Origin of the sequence: Chryseobacterium nepalense (assembly GCF_023195755.1) — a bacterium.
GTDB lineage: Bacteria > Bacteroidota > Bacteroidia > Flavobacteriales > Weeksellaceae > Chryseobacterium > Chryseobacterium nepalense.
Window position 1 is genome coordinate 3174115 of sequence record NZ_CP096203.1, and the last position, 19269, is coordinate 3193383.

Sequence of the window (19269 nt, forward strand, 5' to 3'; positions counted from 1 at the left end):
CTCTAAGGGTTAAGAATTTCGTTAAACAGATTGATTAGCTCTTCATTGGCATCCTGGCCAGCGTTTTTAGATTTAAAATAATCTCTGAACAAAGACTGGATATCCTGATTGAGATTAATATCACGAAGCTTGGTTTCATTCAATTCCTGATTTTTAACTTTCGGGATGAGGTGTACAATTCCGTTGTGCGATTGGTATAGCCGTTTTCTTTCATCGGCTGTTAGAAAGGTCTCACTTTCAAGAGTAAGTTCTACAAAAGTTCCCTGGTTTGTGGTGAGCCACTCCACTGTTTTCTTGATAGAGTCAAAGCTTTTTCTTTCCAGGCATTTACCGTTTTTAATCGGGATTCTTTCAAACCGGACGGCTTTGCCCGGCTCGGCTTCAACAATGGAGATATATTTGGTCTGTCCTGCCTCACTGAAGCTATAGCAAAGGGGAGAAGATGAGTAGACAACCGGCTTTTCATCGGTCCCGATATTTTGAAAACGGTGCAGGTGACCAAGTGCTGTGTATTGAATCTGTGGAGGAATAATGTCAGAATAGATCAGGTCGGCATTCCCTATTTTAAGGGGTTTTTCACCTTCCGGTTCGTCCAGAAGGGGTGTGCCTTTTTTATTCATGTACAAATGGGTCATGAGCAGATTCACTCCTTTTTCATCACAGAACTCATTGGCATTTTTCTGCCAGTGTTCTGCAAGAACGTTGTTCAGTTCTGCTTCTTTTTGCTCACCGAAATATTGTTTCAGCCTCATTTCGTTAGCATACGGTGTATGAAGAATTCTTACAGGAAAGTCATGATTTTTGAAGGTAAGTTCAATGAATCCTTCCGCAGCTTTTGAAATGTTAAAATGCTCCAGTTCAAAAGGAGTGATTATGGCTTTGGGATGGCCAATAAGGATAATTCCGCATTCACGGGCCAAAGGATCCGGCGCGTCAATAAGGTTGGGAGAATCATGGTTTCCTGAAATAGCAATCACAGGCCGTTTTCCGTTTAACGACAATCTTTTTAAAGTTTTATAAAATAACTCTACGGCTTCAACACCGGGATTGAAGTTATCAAACAAATCTCCGGCAATCAGAACAAGATCAATATTTTTTTCATCGGCAGTCTGTATAAGCTCTTCCATTACCAAAACCTGCTCTTCCAGCCTTGAAAAGCGGTCGAGACGTTTACCCAAATGCCAGTCGGCAGTATGCAGAATTTTCATAATGTAAATGTAAAGAAGATAAATGAAAAGTAAGAATTGTGGTATACAACATTATTATCACTACTTTTGAAAAAACTAACAACATGAATCAAATTCTGACAGTACTTGCTGTATTGTTCACTTTTCCTGTGGCAGCACAAAATCCTGAAAAATTCTCAAAAGAAATTAATGAGGAGGGAGTTGCCTTGTATCATAGCGAAATGACCAGCTGGAACGGCACTGATATTTTCATTGAAAACTATAAGAACCGTGAAAATATAGGCGGTTACTTTTCTTATCTGGACGCAGGAATTCCCAAATGTGTTTTTTTCTCTAAAAACCAGAAAGTAATCGGCACTATTTCATTTCCGGCGAATTACAATCCGAAAGATGCAAAGATTGATCTTGAGGAAAGAGATTTTACCCAAAAGGAAACCGAATATTTTACCATAAGGCAAAATGCTTTGAAAAGAATAAAGAATGATACAATTTTCAAAGTATATAAAGATACAAACCTTAATATTGTTCCGCTGATCAGAAATAAAGTTAAGAAAGTGTATATTTTGACAGCAACTTCTGCAGGAAATACGGTTATATTCGGGAATGATTACCTCATCACTTTCGATAATAAAGATCAGGTAAAAAATGTTGAAAAACTACACAATAGTATGATCGTCCAAAAAATTCACGATGAGAAAACAGGACATACGATAAGCGGAATGCACAGTCATGTTATTGAAAACTGGCAGATGATTACACCAACGGATATCTGTACGCTGATGTTATATCAGAAGTTTACAGAATGGAAAAGTTATATGACGATTTCTAAGAAATTTGTCAGTATCTGGAACTCCAATAATAATCTGGTGATTATGAAGACTGAAAATTTTAAAGGTATGGCAGAAAACATTCTTAAAAATAAAAAGGATAAACCGGAACCAGAAAAGAAAGATAAATAGAGAGTAATCTATATTTAAATTTAATTCAGATTAAAAAACGGAAATCTTTATTTCAGAATTGCTTGTGATTCAATACCAATTTATTTCTATTTTTACAACATGGAACAGCAATCAAAAGATCCTCTTCACGGAAAAAGACTTGATGCCATTCTTGAAGAACTGGTAGAATATTACAACGGCTTTGAAAGACTTGGCGAGCAAATCAATATCAAATGTTTTACGGATAACCCAAGCATCAGCTCATCACTGAAGTTTTTAAGGAAAACTCCATGGGCAAGGACAAAAGTAGAAAGCCTCTATCTCTTTATGTTGAGAGAGAAAAAAAGAAAAGAAACAAGAGGACAGAAGTAGAATGCCGTGGATGCTTCTTTACCTGTTATTCTTCGCGCAATGAATCCAAAAACAGTATATTTGTAACGTTAATCGTGAAAATTCACGAAAAAAAGAAAAAAATATGACAATCGAAAACAATCATGTTGTAGCTGTAAGTTACATCCTTCACACCATCGAAGAAGACGGGAGTAAAACTCTTGTAGAAGAGACCACAGCAGAAAATCCACTAACGTTCTTATACGGTGTTGGAATGATGATTCCAAAATTTGAGCAGAATATTTTGGGATTACAGGCTGGAGATAAAGCATCATTTGTAATTCATCCGGAAGAAGCTTACGGGGAAAGACAGCCGGATGCCATTGCACAGTTGCCGATCGATATGTTCCAGGAATCCGGAGTTCCTCCTGTTGGAGCAATTTTACCATTATCCGATAACCAGGGAAATAATTTCCAGGCATTTGTGGTAGAAGTAACGCCGGAAGCAGTGGTGGCAGATCTTAATCATCCGATGGCAGGAAAAGTTTTAGATTTCCAGGTAGAAGTTTTAAACACACGTCCAGCAACACAGGAAGAGCTTGCACACGGTCATGCTCATGGAGTTGACGGAAACGAAGCTCACTAAATATAAAATGTCCGATTTATTCGGACATTTTTTTATAATCTATAGTTTTACAGTTGTATGCTCTCTTTATTATAAAAATTCGCCGCTTACATAATACCAGCGGTTCTGAATTATTTTAAAAGTTGATAATTCATGATGAACCTGCGGTTGATTATTTTCATCAGTATAGAAGGCTTTAAATTCTACTTTATATAAAGACGGCTTGTTTATAATTTCCAGCTTTGTCCAGGTATTGCTTTCTCCCCATTCCTGTAAATCCTTTTTACTGTGATATTTTCTTTTGCTGGGAAGGATAGTTTCCATTAAATAATCACCATTCGGAATCGCAAATGCAGAAAAACGCGACCGCATTAATACTTCTGCCGTTGGAGCAAATTTTTCTTTTGTATGATACGGCTTACAGCATTCTTCGTAGGTTTTTCCGGAACAGCAGGGACAATTCATCGTTTTTTTGATACAAATGTAAAGGATTATTTTTTTAATTATCAACAGAGTAAATAGAAGCGGGCTTAGCTCGGCTTGAAAATAAATAATTCAATAGGCTTTAGGCAACGTATAGTTGCACAGAACATAAATTTTACAGACAATTTCATTAATTTTCACCTTAATCAAAAAATCTGCGCGAAGAACAATCATTAATGAAATATTTTTGCCATTAGTGTTCAGAACCCAAAAAAAGCATTCAAAAATGAATGCTTTAAAAAATTATTTAATAAATCCTCTGCTTCTCAATAGAGGCTTGATATCCGGATCATGTCCAGTAAAATCTCTGAATGCCTGATTCAGGTCAACAGAATTTCCTACAGACAGTATATACTTTCTGAAACGATCACCATTTTCTCTGGTAAGCCCTCCATTATTTTTAATCCATTCCCAGGCGTCATTATCCAATGTTTCAGACCACAGATAAGCATAATATCCTGCGGAATAACCGCCACCCCAGATATGGGCAAAATAGGGCGTATGGTATCTTGGAGGAACTGTTGATAAAGTAAAGCCATGCTTCGCTAATGATTGTTTTTCAAAATCTAAAACTGGAATTAGCTGGCTTTCGCTGGTTACCGTATGCCAGTCCATATCCAATTCGGCAGCGGATACCAGTTCCGTTGTCATATAACCCTGATTGAATGTAGAAGCCTTTTTTATTTTATCTACCAGGGTTTGGGGAATCGGCTGTTTTGTTTCATAATGTAAAGCATAATTTTTCAAAACTACAGGATCCAGCGCCCAGTGTTCATTGATCTGTGAAGGAAATTCCACAAAATCTCTTGGCACATTGGTTCCCGATAGAGAAGGATATTTCTGGCTGGCAAACATACCATGAATAGAGTGTCCGAATTCATGGAAAATAGTTGAAACATCATCAAAGCTGATTAATGAAGGTTTTCCCGGAGCCGGTTTCTGATAATTGTAGCAGTTTACAATAACAGGTTTTGTGCCCAGTAAATAAGACTGCTCGACAAAGTTGCTCATCCATGCGCCTCCGTTTTTAGAATCTCTCGTGTAGAAATCAAGATAATAGATCGCAATAGATTTGCCGTCATGATCAAAAACTTCGTATGTAACCACATCAGGATGATAAACCGGCAGATCTGTTCTTTTCTTAAAAGTAAGTCCGTAGAATTTTTCAGCAGCGAAGAAAACACCTTTTTCAAGAACGGTTGTAATTTCAAAATACGGTTTAATTTCACTTTCATCAAGATCAAACCTGGCTTTTCGTACCTGTTCTGCATAAAAATTCCAGTCCCACGGTTCTACTTCAAATCCACCGTTTTGCTGTTTGATAAGATCCTGAATATCTTTTGCTTCACGTTTTGCGGTTTCCACGGCAGGAGTGGCAATCTGGTTCATTAATTTTGTAGCCGCTTCGGGAGTTTTTGCCATCTGATCCTGCAATTTCCATTCTGCGAAATTCTTTTTGCCTAAAATCTGTGCTTTTTTCAGCCTTAATTTAGCGAGTTTTTCAATCGTTTCACGGGTATCATTGGCGTCTCCTTTTTCAGCTCTGGTCCATGATGCTTTAAATAGCTTTTCTCTTGTGGCCCTGTTCTTCAGGTTTTGCAGCAGAGGCTGCTGTGTGGTATTCTGTAATGCCAAAAGATACTGGCCTTCTTTACCTGCATTTTTCGCGTCGGTAGCGGCAGCCGCAATCTCATCGGCAGAAAGTCCGTCAAGTTCCTTTGCATCCGTAAAGAAAACACCGCCCTGTTTTCTTGCCTCAAGCAATTTATTGGAATACTGGGTAGATAAAGAAGCCAGTTCCTGGTTGATCTGTTTTAATTTTTCCTTATCCGCTGCGGAAAGATTGGCTCCGGCAATTTCAAAGTTCTGCTTGTAATATTGTAATAATCTTTTGCCTTCAGAGTCCAGGCCATTTTCCGAGATGGCTTTTATTCTTTTATAAAGATTTTCATTCAGATACATTTTATCGGAATGTGCAGCAAAGATCGGCGCATATTCTTCATCAAGAGCCTGTAATGTGGGATTTGTGTTGGCACTGGTAAGATTAGAAAAAACAATCACGGCTCTTTTCAGTACCTCACCGCTTTTTTCCAGAGCTACCAATGTATTCTCAAAAGTAGGCGCTTCAGGATTATTGGCGATTTTTAGAATTTCAGCATCATGTTGCTTTAGTCCGAAATCAAATGCGGGTTTAAAATGTTCGTCTTTAATTTTGTCAAATTCCGGTGCCTCATACTGAAGTTTGCTTTTCTTCATAAAAGGATTCGACGACAGGGAAGCGTCCGGAGTGGGAACTTCCGTTTGAATTTCAGTGCTTTTCATTGTAGTACAGGATTGATTAAATGCTAACGCAGAAATTAATAATACTGATGAAATCTTCTTCATAATGATTTATTAATAATGTCTAAAGATATTAAATATTAGCTAAAGATTTAGGGTTTACATTTATCAGAAAGAAATAAAGCTCCTCCGGATTCGGAAAAGCTCTATCATATTGCATTGAAAAAATTATAGGAGTTTTAAATCTGTTTTGGCGCATAAACTGTTGACGTTGCCTTGCGGGAAAGCAGTACCGCAACAATTTCAAAAGCTCCCAGAATAACATGTGGAAGATAAATCCTGTCACTGAATCCGAACAACCATGGGGAAGCCAGTAGAAGAAAGCCAGCTGCGAAATCTATCGTCAGGTGAATTTTGTATGGAATGACTCTTGCCATGGCATATTCATAGTTTGTTAAAAGGCTGTACAATAATGTGGATACCCCCAAGAGTACAGGTATTACAGTGGCTGCACTGTCATCAGCAAATCCTAACAGCCATGGTAAGGCAATTAACAATATACCAACCACGTAATCCAGAATAGCGTGTGTTTTCGATGAAATCATAATATTATATTTTGTAATGTGTATAAACTGTAGTTCAATAGATGTACCATTAGACAAATAAATGTGGTATAAATTATTGATTTTTAAAGTGTTTAATTTGATTCAATAGAAAAAGAATATTTAAAAATCAAGTATTATGACTCTGGTCTTATAATATATAAAAAGAGATGTAATATTTTTTATAAATTAGGTGTCTATAAATAAGATAATCATAAAAACCATTGAATATGAAATCAACAAGACTTATTATTTTTTCAGCTTTTGTAGTATTGGCATCTTGTGATGGCAATAAAGAAAAGAAGCAGAATGACAGCGAAGGAGACTGGGTGAAAAAAGTAGTGAATACCGATCACGGACCTGTAAGAGAAAAACAGGTAACGGGTGATTTTGACGAGATTGAAGTTTCACAGGCAATAGAAGCTGAAATTATAAAATCCGATATGGAAAAGGTAGTTATTTCCGCCCCCGAAAATATCATTGACGATGTGTTGGTTGATATCAGCGGTGGTGAGCTTCATATCCATTATAAAAAGGGAATCAGGGTAATGAATAACCATAATGTGACCGCAAAAATTTATGCTAAAGATTTTACGAAAATAGAAGCCAATTCTGCAGCAGGTATAGTGGTCAAGGATAAATTCGTTCAGGAAAAAACAAGTATTGAAGTATCTAGCGCAGGATCGGTGAGTGGAAATCTTGAAGCCAATGATTTTGAGATTTCTGCCGGAAGCAGCAGCAGTTTTTCAGGTAAAATATGGGCGGTGGATCTTGATATTGATGCCTCTTCAGGAGCAAGCATGGATCTTTCGGGAAAAGCTAAAAATGCAGATGTGTCCTCATCATCAGGAAGCAGCATTTCTGCCAAGAATCTTGTTGCAGATAACCTGAAAGCGGAGGCCTCAAGCGGAGCGAGTATTGATATCAGCGCTGCATCATCCATTAATGCGGAAGCTTCTTCGGGGGGGAGTATAGATGTTTCTAAAAAAGGAAATGTAACTTCTGTAACGAAACAGGAAAACAGCGGTGGAAGCGTAAGTATTCATTAATTATTTTCATTATCGTCTTCATCATTTGATGAATCTTCCCATTGATTATTTTCAAAATTAAGATTGTCATAAGCCAATAATTCCTCCTCTCTCTGGAGGATTTCTTTTGTCGTAAAAAGATGGATTTCATCATCTTCTTCAGCCTTGGCGAGTTTCCTGATCGACTCTTTGTCAATGGCCATAAATCTTTGCCCAAGACGTCTTGCGGCATATTTCCGCATTCCGGTTTCGTGGAGTACGTCCACCGCCATATCAACGGCTGTACCCAACGTTTCACGATAAATATTATTGATGCCGTTATTTAAAAAATCGTACGCATCAATTCTGTTTTTAGCCCTTACAAATATTTTTACGTGAGGATAATTTTCGCTGACTATTTCGGCAACGAATTTATTGTCATCCGGGTCGTCCAGACAGAGAACAAGTATTTCTGCATCTTCAATTCCTGCAGCACGTAAAGTGGGAATTTTAGTAGCATCGCCGTAATATACTTTAAAACCGTAGCTTCTTAATAATTTAACACGATCAGAATCTCTGTCTAAAACCGTTGCGGAAATTTTATTAGCTTTCAAAAGCCTTCCCACTGTACTTCCAAAATGACCGAAACCTACAATGATAATTTTCTTTTGACGGGGGTTGTTTTCCAGAATATTAAAATCATTATCAGCATCAGGAGTCTCTCTGACAAAATGTGGCGTAATCAGTTTATCATTGATAATTAAAAGGAATGGCGTGATACACATGGTAATCGCTGTAACAGCCATCATTTGTGCATTAAGCTCAGGAGACAGCAGATAGAGATTGGAGGCGTAGTTGATCAGTACAAATGCAAATTCTCCTACCTGAGAAAGCGCAAATGCGTAAAAGAGACTTTGAGGAGTATCGATTTTAAAAAATCTGCCGATAAAAAAAAGAACGATAAATTTAATGATCAACACCGCAAAAACCGTACTGAAAATAAAAACAGGATCATCCTGAATGATATTAAAGTTCATTGTTGAGCCTACACTCACAAAAAAAACGGCAAGCAGCAATCCTTTAAACGGATCGATATGTGCTTCCAGCTCATGGCGGAACTCACTGTTGGCCAGCATTACACCCGCAAGAAAAGCTCCCAGGGCGGGCGACAGACCAATGGCAACCATTAATTCCGAAACCCCTATGACCAGAAAAAGGGAAGAAGCCGTTAAAAGTTCCGTCATTCCGGATTTTGAAACATATCTTAAAAAAGGAACAAAAACATATCTTCCGAGTAAGATTAATATAACCACTCCTAAAATTACGGTTGCAAACTGCATCCATTCCGGAAGGGTCTGAATAAGTACCTGAATTTCGTTATCCTGATGTCTTGCCTTGTAATGTGCGATCAGCGGCAATATTGCCAGAATAGGAATTACCGCAATATCCTGGAATAAAAGGGTGGAAAATGAAGCCTCACCCGCAAGTGTTTTTAAATTATTTTTTTCCTGTAAAGTCTGTAAAACAATCGCTGTGGAAGAAAGAGCAAAACACATGGCGATAGCAATCGATTTGTCCAACGGCCATCCAACCATTATAAAAACAAGGAAAAGCAGGGAAATGGTAAGAAGCATTTGTGTGAGTCCCAGTCCGATAATTTTTTTCCGCATTTCCCAGAATTTTCTCGGCTCAAGCTCTAATCCTACTAAAAAAAGCAGCATGATTACCCCGAATTCACTGGCATGCATAATATCATTAACATCCTTTCCGGTAAGTTTCAGTACATAAGGGCCGATGATGATTCCCCCTGCAATATACCCGATTACAGAGCTTAATCCGAATTTCCTTGCCAGCGGAACCATAATAATGGCAACGCCCAGGAATAAAAGGGTATTCATGGCTAAGCTTGTTTCCATAGTTTATTGATTAAGAAGTTCTGAAAACTCTTTTTTATGGGTAATGATTTCTTTTTTTGAAAGCTTATTGGCTTCGTAGACGATTTTAATATTTTTGATATCTGCCTTGAAGACATTCAGTGAAACAATGAGTCCGCTGATGAGTTCTTCAACAGTGAATTTGTAGGTTCCTTCTCTGTGAAAAGATCTTTCCTTTCCACCGGTAGTTACCAGAATGTAGACTTCCTTTCCCTGAAGAGGGTTATAATTTTCCTCCTTGAGCCAGTCGCGGTCAAATACCTCATCGATCCACAGTTTCAGCAGAGGTGGCATTCCGAACCAGATCAGTGGAAACTGGAAGATAAAACGTTCATAGTTCTTTATTCTTTTTCTTTCCCTGAATGCGGCAATATGAAAATCCGGGTATTCTTCGTAAAGGTCTCTTAAGGTAAAATGCTGGTGGCGAACATAGAAATTGATGAGCTCTGCATTCGAGTTGGAGTGCTCTAAATAAGGATGCGCAAAAACTACCAACGTCTTCTTCATAAACCTGTTTTACGTAAATATAATGAAAAAAATCTGTTTTAAAAACAGATTTAGAGCATATTTATTAATTTTTAATACAGTTTTTCATTATTTCATTAAGAAATAACTAAATAATAATTAATTCAATATAAAATTCTTCCATATCATTAAGGGTATAGAAATTATTAATATGATTTTAATAAAAATTAAAGAAAATAATCGGATTTACCATCCTCCGGAAGCGCCGCCGCCGCCGAAGCTGCCGCCGCCGCCAAATCCGCCGAAGCCTCCACCGCCTCCGGAACTTCCGCCACCAAAGCCTCCGCCACCGAAGCTGCCGGGGAAAGGGAAAAACCCGCCGGAATAATTTCTTCGGCCTCTTCTCGAAAGGATAACATCGTCGTCATCGTCATTTCCGCCTCCTCTGTTTCCGAAAAGGATGGCAAAGATGATAAAGATGACAAAAGCAATAATGATAATTTTGATCAGGCCTCCGCTTTCGTTCTTCTGATTCTTTTTTAAAGGCTTGAATTTCCCCTGCACGGCTTCCATAATTGCAGAAGTTCCGCGGTCAATTCCTTCAAACCATTCACCCTGCTTAAAATGCGGGGTTACAATATAATCAAGAATCTGTCCTGCAACTGAAGCTGTTAAATATTGTTCAACTGCCCGTCCCTGTTGGATAGACATGGTATGATCTTCGGTCGCAATTAAAAAAACAACCCCATTATCAACGTCCTTCTGGCCGATTCCCCATTTCTCGCCGAACATGGTCGCCAAAAAATTGACATCTTCTCCATTTGTTGATTTGATGATGACCACCTCAATTTCCGTGGAAGTGGAATCTGAAAAAGCAATAAGCTTTTTATTAAGGTCATTTTTTTCCTGTTCGGAAAGAAGATTGGCTTCATCAAAAACAGGATATAAAACTGCCGGCTTGTCCGGAATAGAATATTGTGCTGATACAAATGTGTAAAAGCATAGAAGTAAAAATGAAAATACTATTTTAAGAGAAGGTAATTTCATTAGACAGCTCGTTGGGGTTTTCTCCTGTTACAGGAAAATGTTTTTTAAGTTCAAGACCTGTTTCGAGGATAGCACTTTTCAGCGCTTTATAATAATTTCCTTTGGCAAATTCAGAAGTTATGAAATCATGAAGGTGATCCCAGTAAGATTGATGCACTTTTTCATGAATACCGGTATCTCCGATGATGGTGAGGTATTTTTGTTCAAAATTAACATGAAAAAGCACGGCATTTCTTTCGGCAGTTTTTGCCATGCACAATTCTTCAAAGACCTTGAATGCCGTTTTAGCGTTGTCACTGTCCGTATTGGAATCAATATGCACACGGATTTCGCCGGTAGAATGCTCTTCTGCTGACTTAATAGCTTCCACAAGGGAAGCTATCTGCTGATTTGTAAGGAAATTCCTGGCCATTATTCAGTGAATACTTCAGGTGCTTTTTCTGCGCCCGCTTCAGCTTTGAAATAAGGTTTTTCTTTAAAGTTGGTAAAGTTTGCCAGAATATTATTCGGGAACTTTTTAATAGTTGTGTTGTAATCCTGAGCGGCCTGGTTGTAGTATACCGTTTCTGTACGGATGCTGTTTTCAATGGCAGTATATTCTCTCTGGAAATTAATGTATTGCTGGTCTGCTTTTAAATTCGGATACGATTCTACAACAGCCATCAACCTGCTTAATGCTCCGGATAATTCGCCCTGCGCAGCCTGGAATCTTGCCATATCCTGCTCGGTCATATTGGTAGGATCAACATTGATAGACGTTGCTTTTGAACGTGCTTCAACAACTTTTGTTAATGTTTCCTGCTCAAATTTAGAGTAAGATTTTACGGTTCTTTCAAGATTAGGAATCAGGTTGGCTCTTTTCTGATAAACCGTTTCTATATTAGACCATTTGGTATTTACGTTCTGTTCTTTCGTTACAAAATTATTGTAGCCGTTTTTGCCCCAGAAGAATAAAAATCCAACAATAACCAAAAGAGCAATGCCGATAGTTCCGGCGCTCAGACAGCCTCTGTTTTTCATAGTTTAATTTTTTTAATATTTTTTGTGCTGATCAAATATACAAATTATGTGCTAATTTTGTAAAAAATAATTTTAATGACAACAATAGTCGTGGCAATGGGGGAAAAGAACGAAATTGGTTTTGAAAATCAGTTACTTTGGCATCTCCCGAAAGATTTAAAACACTTTAAAGAGATTACTACCGGGCATCCGGTGATTATGGGAAGAAAAACATATGAAAGTATCGGAAAACCTCTTCCCAACCGTACCAATATTGTTGTATCCGGAAAAAGCGACTGGTTTGAAGAAGGGATTCTCATCGTAGGAAGTATTAAGGAAGCCATAAAATTTGCGAAGAAAATTGATGAAGAAATTTTTATCATCGGCGGCGGTAAAATTTATGAGCAGACGATAGATATGGTTGATAAACTGGAAGTAACTTTAGTAAAAGCTGATCTTGAAGCAGATACCTTCTTTCCAAAGATCGATTCTAAAGTCTGGAAAAAAGTAGAAGAAATCTGCTACGAGAAAGATGATAAGAATCAATATGATTTCTGTTTTCAGACCTACGAAAAAATTTAAAGTTTGAAGTTCGAGGTTTCGGGTTTGAAGTTCTGTATTCTGAACCTTAAATTTCTTATCTTTGCACTTCTTAAAATCTAATAATGAATAAATATATAAAAATTGCTGTTGCTGCAGTTCTGATACTTTTAGGACTTTACATGATGTTTTTTACCAGAAATCTGGGGTGGGGAATTGTAATTTTCCTCTTAGCAGGAGTGCCGATTCTGCTTTTCTTTAAAAATGAATATATCCTGCTGGCTTTCTGGCAGCTGAGAAAACAAAATATGGAAAAAGCGGCCGACTGGCTGAAAAATATCACAAATTACCAGGCACAGCTTCACAAGTCTCAATATGGTTATTTTCATTACCTGACAGGATTAACACAGGCACAGGATCATCCGACGAAAGTAGAACCTCTTATGAAAAAAGCATTGGAATATGGTCTTAATATGAAACATGATCGTGCAATGGCTACATTAAACCTGGCCGCAGCAGCTATTTCCAAGGGAAGAAAACAGGAAGGGCAAAAATTGCTGGAAGAGGCGAAAAGACTGGACAGCGCCGGAATGATGACTGATCAGATCAAAATGATGAAAGAACAGTTGAAAATGCCGACTATGCAGAAACACATGCATAATCCTAATATGAGAAACAGAGGGAAATTCTTTTAATTAAAATTTAATTAAATATAGAAATGCACTTGAGAAATCAGGTGCTTTTTTATTTTAAACAAGTAGCTTAATATTCTTAAGCTCTTAAATATTTAATGGTTAAAAATTAATTTTACATCTCAGAATTATGCTCATACCCATAAAATTTCGGGATCTGCCAGTGGTATTTCACGGCTAAAGTTCTGATGGAAACAATCAGTAAAATTGTAAAAATCTGAACGATGGTATATGATAAGGTGGTGAACTTGGTTAGTAATAAAAATGCAGATCCTCCTACGATACAGGCGGTTGCATAGATTTCTTTTCTGAAAATCAAAGGAATCCGATTGAGTAAAATATCACGGATGATTCCCCCGAAACAGCCGGTGATGGTTCCTAATCCTATGCAGATTAAAGGATGAATATCTGCATGAAGACCTTTCTGAACACCGATGATGGTAAACAATCCCAATCCGAAACTGTCGAAAATAAATAAAGTAACCCTGAAGTTTTTTTCAAAAGATTTAAAAATCATGGTGAAAATGCTGGTCAGGATAATCAAAGCACAAGTCAGAAGATCATGCATCCAGAACACCGGGATGTCCAGAAGCAAGTCTCTCACTGTTCCGCCACCCACTGAAGTTACAAATGCAATGATCAGTACCCCGAACGGATCAAGCCTTTTCTGCATGGCCGCAAAACTTCCCGACATCGAAAAAGATATCGTTCCAAGGACTTCTATGGCAAAATTGAACTGTTCGTGCATTTTTTATAGGTAATGAGTAATTGGTAATAAGTAATATGATTATAGTGTTGTATTTTGAGATAATTTGAATTTATAAGCGGTCATTACTTTACCAATTCATCACATTCTGATCTTAAATGCGAGATTTTTCCGGGATCCAAATATTCCAGCTCTTCTATTATTTCTAACCAGAATTGAGTCTCGTCAATTTCTTCTACAACGATGCATATTTTAGAAAATCTTTCCTTTTCGGATCTTCCTCTCGCAACTGCTCTGTAATTAGCAGCTACAGAAGTTGCTGATCTTATAATTTGTTTTCTGATTATCGAAAGATCATCAGAATAAGGTAATGGTGACAACGATTTAATAATGGAAATCGAAAAATCTTTAGTTCGATCTCTAAATAATTGATTAAAATCCATAGTTGTAAAAATTACTCATTACCCATTACTTATTACTTATAATTGTACTCTCACCGAGTCCGGTACCAAAAGTCCGTATTCTCCGCCGTGATTGATAATTTCCCTCACAATGCTGCTGCTGATGAAGGATTTTCCGGATGAGGTCAGTAAAAATACCGTTTCCAGTTTTTTATGGGCTAACGTTCTGTTAGTATGCGCAATCGCTTTCTCAAATTCAAAATCTGCAGGATTTCTCAGTCCTCTGATGATGTATTGAGCGTTTTTTTCAAAACAGTAGTCAACTGTAAGGCCTTCAAAATAATCAACCTCCACATTCGGGAATTCGGCAACAGAGTTTTGAATGAACTCCATTCTTTTTTCCAGGGGAAACATATATTTCTTCTGGGAATTCTGCCCAATGGCGATTATTAATTTATCAAAAAGCGGCGCTGCACGTTCTATAATGTCGTAATGTCCTAGAGTAATGGGATCAAATGAACCCGGGAAAACAGCAATTTTCATGCGTGATAAAGTTATAAGTTATGAGCTATTAATTATGAGTTTTTTTACTCTGATATCTAGCTCTAATGTCTAATTTCTTTTATTCAAAGCTTTTTCAACCTCGTTTCCGCAAAGGTCTGTGATGGAAATTCCGTAAATCTTGGCCTGTTGAGGAAGTATGCTTGCAGGCGAAAACCCGGGGTTGGTATTCATTTCCAGCATGTAGGGAATTCCGTCCATCAGAATGTATTCACTTCTTGAAAACCCACTCATCCCTAATGAATTGTACGCTTTTTTTGCGATTTCTTCTACGCGGATTCTCGTTTCTTCATCGATTCTCGCAGGGGTAATTTCTTCAGAAGCACCTTCATATTTGGCTTCATAATCGAAGAATTCATTTTTAGGAACAATTTCCGTGATGCCCAGAACAATAGTTTCTCCTTTATAATCAATAACGCCCACGGAAACCTCCATACCGTTAAGAAAACTTTCAATTAAAATTTCATCATCTTCTTTAAAGGCAATTTCAGTAGCAGCAATGAGTTCGGACTTTTCTTTCACTTTTGAAATTCCCAGTGAAGATCCCGACTGATTGGGTTTAACAAAAACAGGAAGACCAAGATTTTCTACAATTTCATCAACATTGATACCTTCTCCTTTTCTTAGGTAGACACTTTTTGCAGAAGGAATACCATATTTGGAAAGTACGGCTAGCGTATCTTTTTTATTGAAAGTAAGAGCACTCTGGTAAAAATCACAGCCGGTATACTTCTGGCCGATGGCATCCCAATATGCCTGAAGAATGCCGTTTTCTCCCGGTGTTCCGTGAATGATGTTGAAGCACACATCAAATTTCAGCGTTGTGTTGTTATCGATAGCTACAGAAAAATCGCCTTTGTTAATCTGAAATTTCTGATTATTTTCATCTAAAAAATACCATTCATCCCGAAGAACAATTACTTTATATACATCATAAAGGTTTCTGTCCAGAGAATCATAGATCAGTTGTCCGCTCTTCAGTGATACAACGTATTCATCAGAATAGCCTCCCATCACTACAGCAACACTCTTTTTGTTCATATTCTTAAAGTATCAATTGGGGCAAATTTAATGATTTTATATCATGCAATTTTGGAAATTCTAAAATTTTGAAAACGAAAATGCTCAACGGAAATCGAAGCACATTCTAAAATATTAATTATATTTGCTGTCTAATTATAGTATTTTTAGTATGCTTAAATCACTTTTCAATTGGAAAGTTTTACTGAACTTAGTTGTTGCCATCGGTGTTTTCGTGGGATTGGTTTGGCTTACATTCCGTTGGCTGGAGCATCACACCAATCACGGCCAGGAAATTCCCGTTCCCAATATTGTCAATAAATCGGTACAGGAAGCAATCAAGATATTGGACGATTCTGGATTGGATTATGAGGTGGATAGTTTTAAATATGATCCCAAATACAGACCGTTCCAGGTATTGCAGGTATATCCTGCTCCCGGCTCGCGTGTAAAAGACGGAAGAGCAATCCAACTGAAAGTGAACCCGAGAACCTGGGCCAGAGTGGAAGTTCCTGATGTGATCAATAAATATTCAGGACTTGCATTTCAAAGACTGGAACAGGTAGGGCTAAAAGTAGGAGATACTATTTTTGAGCCGAGCATTCAGAAAGATGCAGTTTTAAGAATATTGTACAAAGGAACGGCTGTAAAACCTAAAACCAAACTTCCGAGATTTTCTGTGGTAGATGTCGTAATAGGTTCCGGGCCGCTGAGAAATATTTCCATTCCGAATGTTGTAGGGCTTACGGTAAAAGAAGCCAGAGCTGTGATTGCAAGAAGCATGTTTGAAGTGGGACTTGTAGAGCATGAAGACGGCAGTAAAGACGAATCTGATATTATCTATTATCAGGATCCTGCTGCAGGAGATGTAAGAGATCAGGGAATGCAGATGGATCTCTGGGCCAGTAAAAGAACTCCGGCTGAGCTGAGAGCAAAAATAGAAGAGCTGAATTCCATTTACAGAATGAAGGTAGACACGGCGCTGCCTCCGATTCAGTATCAGGAAATGCCTGTTCAGGAGCCGGCTTATGAAGCTCCTCCGCCTGTTGCAGCGCCTAAAAGAGAAAGCCCGAAACCGTCGACGGATATACAGAAGACAGATGCGCAGAAATCTTCGGTAAAACCATCTTCTTCAGGACCTGAAAGTGCTAAGCCGAAAACTACGGGTACCGGTACTTCCGGAAATACAGCTTCCGCTAATAAACCTGCTGCAACAACACAAAAAACTGCAGAAAAGGCGAAAGCTAAGAAAGTAGTAGTAGAATAAGTATCGATTCTTATAAAAATACAGGCTTCAACTTTTATTATGTTGAAGCCTTTTGTATAAAAAAATATAACAATGGCAGAAGATAACGAAGATTTTTTCGATGAAGAATTAGCAGACCAGAACAGTATCGATAATATTGATATTGATGAGGAAAATAAAGGACTTTATGAACACCTTAATATTACGGTGGATAAAAGTCAGGAACCCCTGAGAATTGATAAATTCTTATTGATCTTCCGGCAAAACTCTTCCAGAAATAAAATTTCCCAGACCTGCAGGGCCGGGAACGTTATCGTAAACGGAGTTGCCGTAAAACAGAACTATCGTGTAAAGCCGGGTGACCAGATTTCCGTTTTACTGGCGCATCCACCAAGGGAGAATTTTATTATTCCGCAGAACATTCCGATCAATATCGTGTACGAAGATGATGATCTTATTGTTGTAGATAAAGATCCCGGAATGGTTGTTCACCCCGGATTTGGAAACTGGGACGGAACTTTGGTGAATGCTTTAGCCTATCATTTCGAACAGAACGGTGAGAAGTCTGATCTGGACAGAGTAGGATTGGTTCACAGGATCGATAAAGATACTTCCGGATTACTGGTCATTGCAAAAAATGAATATGCATTGAGCTTTTTAGCAAAACAATTCTTCGACAGGAAAACGAAGAGGCTGTACTGGGCTTTCGTCTGGGGAAATGTACAGGACGATGAAGGCACCATTAGAGGCCATATCGGGCGCCATCCGAAAAACAGGATGCAGATGCATACCTATGAAGACGGCAGCCAGGGAAAACATGCAGTGACACATTACAAAGTTCTGGAAAGATTCAGATATATGACATGGGTAGAATGTAAACTGGAAACAGGGAGAACCCACCAGATCAGGGCGCACTTCAAACACATTGGGCATACCTTATTTAATGATGAACGATATGAAGGGCATACACCTCTCCGTGGCGTGAATCTTCCTAAGTATAAGCAGTTTATAAAAAATGTATTCGAAATTCTGCCCAGACATGCGCTCCATGCCCATACTTTAGGTTTTATACATCCTACTACAAAAAAGGAATTATATTTTGAAAGCCCAATGCCGAAAGATATGGCGGATGCTGTAAAAAAATGGAGAAATTATTTAGAAAACTAAAAATATATTGAGAATTTTTTTATATTTGTTGAATTGAAATCAAGATTTGTTATGAGAAAACTATATGCTATCGTATGTTTAGCTCTTTTGTCAAATGCATACAAAGCACAAGAAACATTACCATACTATCAACAATACCTTTTGGATGGTGAGTTTCTGTTCAACCCAGCACAATACGGAAAAACTGACTATGTGCAACTTAATCTTAACTATCAGCAGCAATTTTCGAAGTTCAGTGAGTCTCCAAACGTACAGTCGGTGGGGATTAACGCGAACATCTTTGATAGAGTAGGGGCAGGTTTATCTGTATTCAGAGACAGTAATGGTCCTATTTCTGCAGGAGGTATTACGGCTGGTGCTTCATATTTTATTCCTCTTAGCAGTGAAGGAGACAGAAGAGACCAGTTCTCTTTCGGTACAAGCGTAAGCTTTTACAACATGAATTTTGATTATTCAAAAATTAATACACAGGATGCTTCAGATCCTTTATTACAGGGAACTGAAAGCAACATTTTTATGGCTTATGCCAATTTCGGGGTAGCGGCAACCTATAGAAATATCTTTGCAGCAGTTTCTGTGAATGATATTGCTCTTACAAACGACGAAGCAATTGTTAACGGACGTGAGCCTTCTCCGATCAAATTCTTTTTAAATTTAGGATATGACTGGCATGTAGGTGATAATATCTATTTCACTCCTTCAGCATTAATCAACCTTAACACCAACTCTACAAGAACGATTGATTATAACTTAATGGCAACGTTCTTTAATGATATCAATTCTTTCTCTTTCGGGGTAAACTACAGATCTGTTCAGAACAGATTCGACAGCCAGCAATTACAGATTGCTCCGGTTGTGAAAGTAAGATTCAACAAATTTATGATAGGTGCTACCTACAACATCGGATTGTCTGATATCCAGGAATATGGAGGAAACAGCTTCATGCTTGGAGTAGGATATAACTTCGATAACTTCATTAACCACAGAGGTTATAGATATTAATTAATTTAATTTAAATAAATTTGAGCTCTGAATTTTC

At 37.9% G+C, this 19269-nt stretch carries 22 protein-coding genes; 9 read left to right on the plus strand and 13 right to left on the minus strand.

Annotated features, from left to right (window positions below; all coding sequences use genetic code 11):
• Positions 1–2: 2 nt before the first annotated feature.
• Complete coding sequence (locus M0D58_RS14230; RefSeq protein ID WP_248390769.1) at positions 3–1208, minus strand: metallophosphoesterase family protein; 1206 nt, start codon at positions 1206–1208, stop codon at positions 3–5.
• A gap of 83 nt (positions 1209–1291) precedes the next feature.
• Here M0D58_RS14230 and M0D58_RS14235 point away from each other — a divergent pair, with 83 nt between their 5' ends.
• The 3 genes from M0D58_RS14235 (at position 1292) to M0D58_RS14245 (ending at position 3101) form a co-directional block, all read left to right on the plus strand.
• Positions 1292–2146, plus strand: a complete 855-nt coding sequence (locus tag M0D58_RS14235; RefSeq protein WP_248390771.1) for a hypothetical protein — start codon at positions 1292–1294, stop codon at positions 2144–2146.
• Between the two features lie 99 nt (positions 2147–2245).
• On the plus strand, positions 2246–2497 hold the full coding sequence (locus M0D58_RS14240; protein ID WP_248390774.1) for a VF530 family protein: 252 nt from the start codon (positions 2246–2248) through the stop codon (positions 2495–2497).
• Positions 2498–2600: 103 nt separating this feature from the next.
• Positions 2601–3101 (plus strand): FKBP-type peptidyl-prolyl cis-trans isomerase, encoded by a 501-nt coding sequence (locus M0D58_RS14245; RefSeq protein ID WP_248390777.1) that lies wholly within the window; start codon positions 2601–2603, stop codon positions 3099–3101.
• A 69-nt stretch (positions 3102–3170) separates the two neighbouring features.
• Here M0D58_RS14245 and M0D58_RS14250 read toward each other — a convergent pair whose 3' ends face one another.
• The 3 genes from M0D58_RS14250 to M0D58_RS14260 form a co-directional block, all read right to left on the minus strand.
• A complete protein-coding gene (locus tag M0D58_RS14250) occupies positions 3171–3545 on the minus strand; it encodes a YchJ family protein (protein WP_248390780.1) in 375 nt (124 codons plus the stop codon).
• A gap of 261 nt (positions 3546–3806) precedes the next feature.
• Positions 3807–5948, minus strand: a complete 2142-nt coding sequence (locus tag M0D58_RS14255; protein ID WP_248390783.1) for a M3 family metallopeptidase — start codon at positions 5946–5948, stop codon at positions 3807–3809.
• Between the two features lie 134 nt (positions 5949–6082).
• Positions 6083–6448, minus strand: coding sequence for an SPW repeat domain-containing protein (locus M0D58_RS14260; RefSeq protein WP_248390786.1), 366 nt, complete (start codon positions 6446–6448; stop codon positions 6083–6085).
• A 227-nt stretch (positions 6449–6675) separates the two neighbouring features.
• Here M0D58_RS14260 and M0D58_RS14265 point away from each other — a divergent pair, with 227 nt between their 5' ends.
• Positions 6676–7494 carry a head GIN domain-containing protein gene (locus M0D58_RS14265; protein ID WP_248390789.1) on the plus strand — a complete coding sequence of 273 codons (819 nt, stop codon included), beginning with the start codon at positions 6676–6678 and terminating at the stop codon, positions 7492–7494.
• On the opposite strand, the gene M0D58_RS14270 is transcribed toward M0D58_RS14265, so the two are convergent.
• From M0D58_RS14270 to M0D58_RS14290, 5 genes are all read right to left on the minus strand, one after another.
• Positions 7491–9368, minus strand: a complete 1878-nt coding sequence (locus M0D58_RS14270; protein ID WP_248390792.1) for a monovalent cation:proton antiporter-2 (CPA2) family protein — start codon at positions 9366–9368, stop codon at positions 7491–7493. The two genes, M0D58_RS14265 and M0D58_RS14270, sit on opposite strands and share 4 nt — an antisense overlap.
• A 3-nt stretch (positions 9369–9371) precedes the next feature.
• Positions 9372–9893: an NAD(P)H-dependent oxidoreductase gene (locus M0D58_RS14275; protein WP_248390795.1), complete on the minus strand. Its 522-nt coding sequence runs from the start codon at positions 9891–9893 to the stop codon at positions 9372–9374.
• A gap of 204 nt (positions 9894–10097) precedes the next feature.
• Positions 10098–10898 (minus strand): TPM domain-containing protein, encoded by an 801-nt coding sequence (locus M0D58_RS14280; protein WP_248390804.1) that lies wholly within the window; start codon positions 10896–10898, stop codon positions 10098–10100.
• The gene (locus M0D58_RS14285) at positions 10879–11310 is read right to left on the minus strand and encodes a TPM domain-containing protein (protein ID WP_248390806.1); all 432 of its coding nucleotides are present in this window, start codon (positions 11308–11310) and stop codon (positions 10879–10881) included. Before M0D58_RS14285 ends, M0D58_RS14280 begins: the two co-directional genes overlap by 20 nt.
• Positions 11310–11918, minus strand: a complete 609-nt coding sequence (locus tag M0D58_RS14290; RefSeq protein WP_248390808.1) for a LemA family protein — start codon at positions 11916–11918, stop codon at positions 11310–11312. The genes M0D58_RS14285 and M0D58_RS14290 overlap by 1 nt, the downstream gene beginning before the upstream one ends.
• A gap of 75 nt (positions 11919–11993) precedes the next feature.
• On the opposite strand from M0D58_RS14290, the gene M0D58_RS14295 reads away from it, so the two are divergent.
• Together M0D58_RS14295 and M0D58_RS14300 are read left to right on the plus strand one after the other, a co-directional pair.
• Entirely contained in the window at positions 11994–12479 is a 486-nt protein-coding gene (locus M0D58_RS14295) for a dihydrofolate reductase (protein WP_248390810.1), read from the plus strand.
• An 83-nt stretch (positions 12480–12562) separates the two neighbouring features.
• Complete coding sequence (locus tag M0D58_RS14300) at positions 12563–13132, plus strand: DUF2892 domain-containing protein (RefSeq protein ID WP_248390813.1); 570 nt, start codon at positions 12563–12565, stop codon at positions 13130–13132.
• A 112-nt stretch (positions 13133–13244) separates the two neighbouring features.
• On the opposite strand, the gene M0D58_RS14305 is transcribed toward M0D58_RS14300, so the two are convergent.
• The 4 genes from M0D58_RS14305 to M0D58_RS14320 form a co-directional block, all read right to left on the minus strand.
• Positions 13245–13877 carry a trimeric intracellular cation channel family protein gene (locus M0D58_RS14305; protein ID WP_248390816.1) on the minus strand — a complete coding sequence of 211 codons (633 nt, stop codon included), beginning with the start codon at positions 13875–13877 and terminating at the stop codon, positions 13245–13247.
• A gap of 83 nt (positions 13878–13960) precedes the next feature.
• On the minus strand, positions 13961–14278 hold the full coding sequence (locus M0D58_RS14310) for a four helix bundle protein (protein ID WP_248390819.1): 318 nt from the start codon (positions 14276–14278) through the stop codon (positions 13961–13963).
• A 36-nt stretch (positions 14279–14314) separates the two neighbouring features.
• Positions 14315–14779, minus strand: a complete 465-nt coding sequence (gene coaD / locus M0D58_RS14315) for a pantetheine-phosphate adenylyltransferase (protein WP_248390821.1) — start codon at positions 14777–14779, stop codon at positions 14315–14317.
• Between the two features lie 69 nt (positions 14780–14848).
• Positions 14849–15838, minus strand: a complete 990-nt coding sequence (locus M0D58_RS14320) for a D-alanine--D-alanine ligase (protein WP_248390822.1) — start codon at positions 15836–15838, stop codon at positions 14849–14851.
• A gap of 151 nt (positions 15839–15989) precedes the next feature.
• On the opposite strand from M0D58_RS14320, the gene M0D58_RS14325 reads away from it, so the two are divergent.
• The 3 genes from M0D58_RS14325 to M0D58_RS14335 all read left to right on the plus strand — a co-directional run bounded on the left by M0D58_RS14325 (position 15990) and on the right by M0D58_RS14335 (position 19232).
• A complete protein-coding gene (locus M0D58_RS14325) occupies positions 15990–17084 on the plus strand; it encodes a PASTA domain-containing protein (protein WP_248390824.1) in 1095 nt (364 codons plus the stop codon).
• A gap of 72 nt (positions 17085–17156) precedes the next feature.
• On the plus strand, positions 17157–18230 hold the full coding sequence (locus tag M0D58_RS14330; protein ID WP_248390826.1) for an RluA family pseudouridine synthase: 1074 nt from the start codon (positions 17157–17159) through the stop codon (positions 18228–18230).
• A gap of 51 nt (positions 18231–18281) precedes the next feature.
• Positions 18282–19232, plus strand: a complete 951-nt coding sequence (locus M0D58_RS14335; RefSeq protein ID WP_248390838.1) for a PorP/SprF family type IX secretion system membrane protein — start codon at positions 18282–18284, stop codon at positions 19230–19232.
• Positions 19233–19269 lie beyond the last annotated feature (37 nt).

Bases quoted from the DNA above. Each gene is read 5' to 3' on its own strand.
- M0D58_RS14270 (WP_248390792.1), bottom strand. From the start codon at position 9,368: ATGGAAACAAGCTTAGCCATGAATACCCTTTTATTCCTGGGCGTTGCC.
- M0D58_RS14290 (WP_248390808.1), bottom strand. From the start codon at position 11,918: ATGAAAAACAGAGGCTGTCTGAGCGCCGGAACTATCGGCATTGCTCTT.
- M0D58_RS14305 (WP_248390816.1), bottom strand. From the start codon at position 13,877: ATGCACGAACAGTTCAATTTTGCCATAGAAGTCCTTGGAACGATATCT.
- M0D58_RS14335 (WP_248390838.1), top strand. From the start codon at position 18,282: ATGAGAAAACTATATGCTATCGTATGTTTAGCTCTTTTGTCAAATGCA.
- M0D58_RS14230 (WP_248390769.1), bottom strand. From the start codon at position 1,208: ATGAAAATTCTGCATACTGCCGACTGGCATTTGGGTAAACGTCTCGAC.
- M0D58_RS14275 (WP_248390795.1), bottom strand. From the start codon at position 9,893: ATGAAGAAGACGTTGGTAGTTTTTGCGCATCCTTATTTAGAGCACTCC.
- M0D58_RS14245 (WP_248390777.1), top strand. From the start codon at position 2,601: ATGACAATCGAAAACAATCATGTTGTAGCTGTAAGTTACATCCTTCAC.
- M0D58_RS14310 (WP_248390819.1), bottom strand. From the start codon at position 14,278: ATGGATTTTAATCAATTATTTAGAGATCGAACTAAAGATTTTTCGATT.
- M0D58_RS14285 (WP_248390806.1), bottom strand. From the start codon at position 11,310: ATGGCCAGGAATTTCCTTACAAATCAGCAGATAGCTTCCCTTGTGGAA.
- M0D58_RS14265 (WP_248390789.1), top strand. From the start codon at position 6,676: ATGAAATCAACAAGACTTATTATTTTTTCAGCTTTTGTAGTATTGGCA.
- M0D58_RS14330 (WP_248390826.1), top strand. From the start codon at position 17,157: ATGGCAGAAGATAACGAAGATTTTTTCGATGAAGAATTAGCAGACCAG.
- M0D58_RS14295 (WP_248390810.1), top strand. From the start codon at position 11,994: ATGACAACAATAGTCGTGGCAATGGGGGAAAAGAACGAAATTGGTTTT.
- M0D58_RS14250 (WP_248390780.1), bottom strand. From the start codon at position 3,545: ATGAATTGTCCCTGCTGTTCCGGAAAAACCTACGAAGAATGCTGTAAG.
- M0D58_RS14235 (WP_248390771.1), top strand. From the start codon at position 1,292: ATGAATCAAATTCTGACAGTACTTGCTGTATTGTTCACTTTTCCTGTG.
- M0D58_RS14320 (WP_248390822.1), bottom strand. From the start codon at position 15,838: ATGAACAAAAAGAGTGTTGCTGTAGTGATGGGAGGCTATTCTGATGAA.
- M0D58_RS14280 (WP_248390804.1), bottom strand. From the start codon at position 10,898: ATGAAATTACCTTCTCTTAAAATAGTATTTTCATTTTTACTTCTATGC.
- coaD (WP_248390821.1), bottom strand. From the start codon at position 14,779: ATGAAAATTGCTGTTTTCCCGGGTTCATTTGATCCCATTACTCTAGGA.
- M0D58_RS14255 (WP_248390783.1), bottom strand. From the start codon at position 5,948: ATGAAGAAGATTTCATCAGTATTATTAATTTCTGCGTTAGCATTTAAT.
- M0D58_RS14300 (WP_248390813.1), top strand. From the start codon at position 12,563: ATGAATAAATATATAAAAATTGCTGTTGCTGCAGTTCTGATACTTTTA.
- M0D58_RS14260 (WP_248390786.1), bottom strand. From the start codon at position 6,448: ATGATTTCATCGAAAACACACGCTATTCTGGATTACGTGGTTGGTATA.
- M0D58_RS14325 (WP_248390824.1), top strand. From the start codon at position 15,990: ATGCTTAAATCACTTTTCAATTGGAAAGTTTTACTGAACTTAGTTGTT.
- M0D58_RS14240 (WP_248390774.1), top strand. From the start codon at position 2,246: ATGGAACAGCAATCAAAAGATCCTCTTCACGGAAAAAGACTTGATGCC.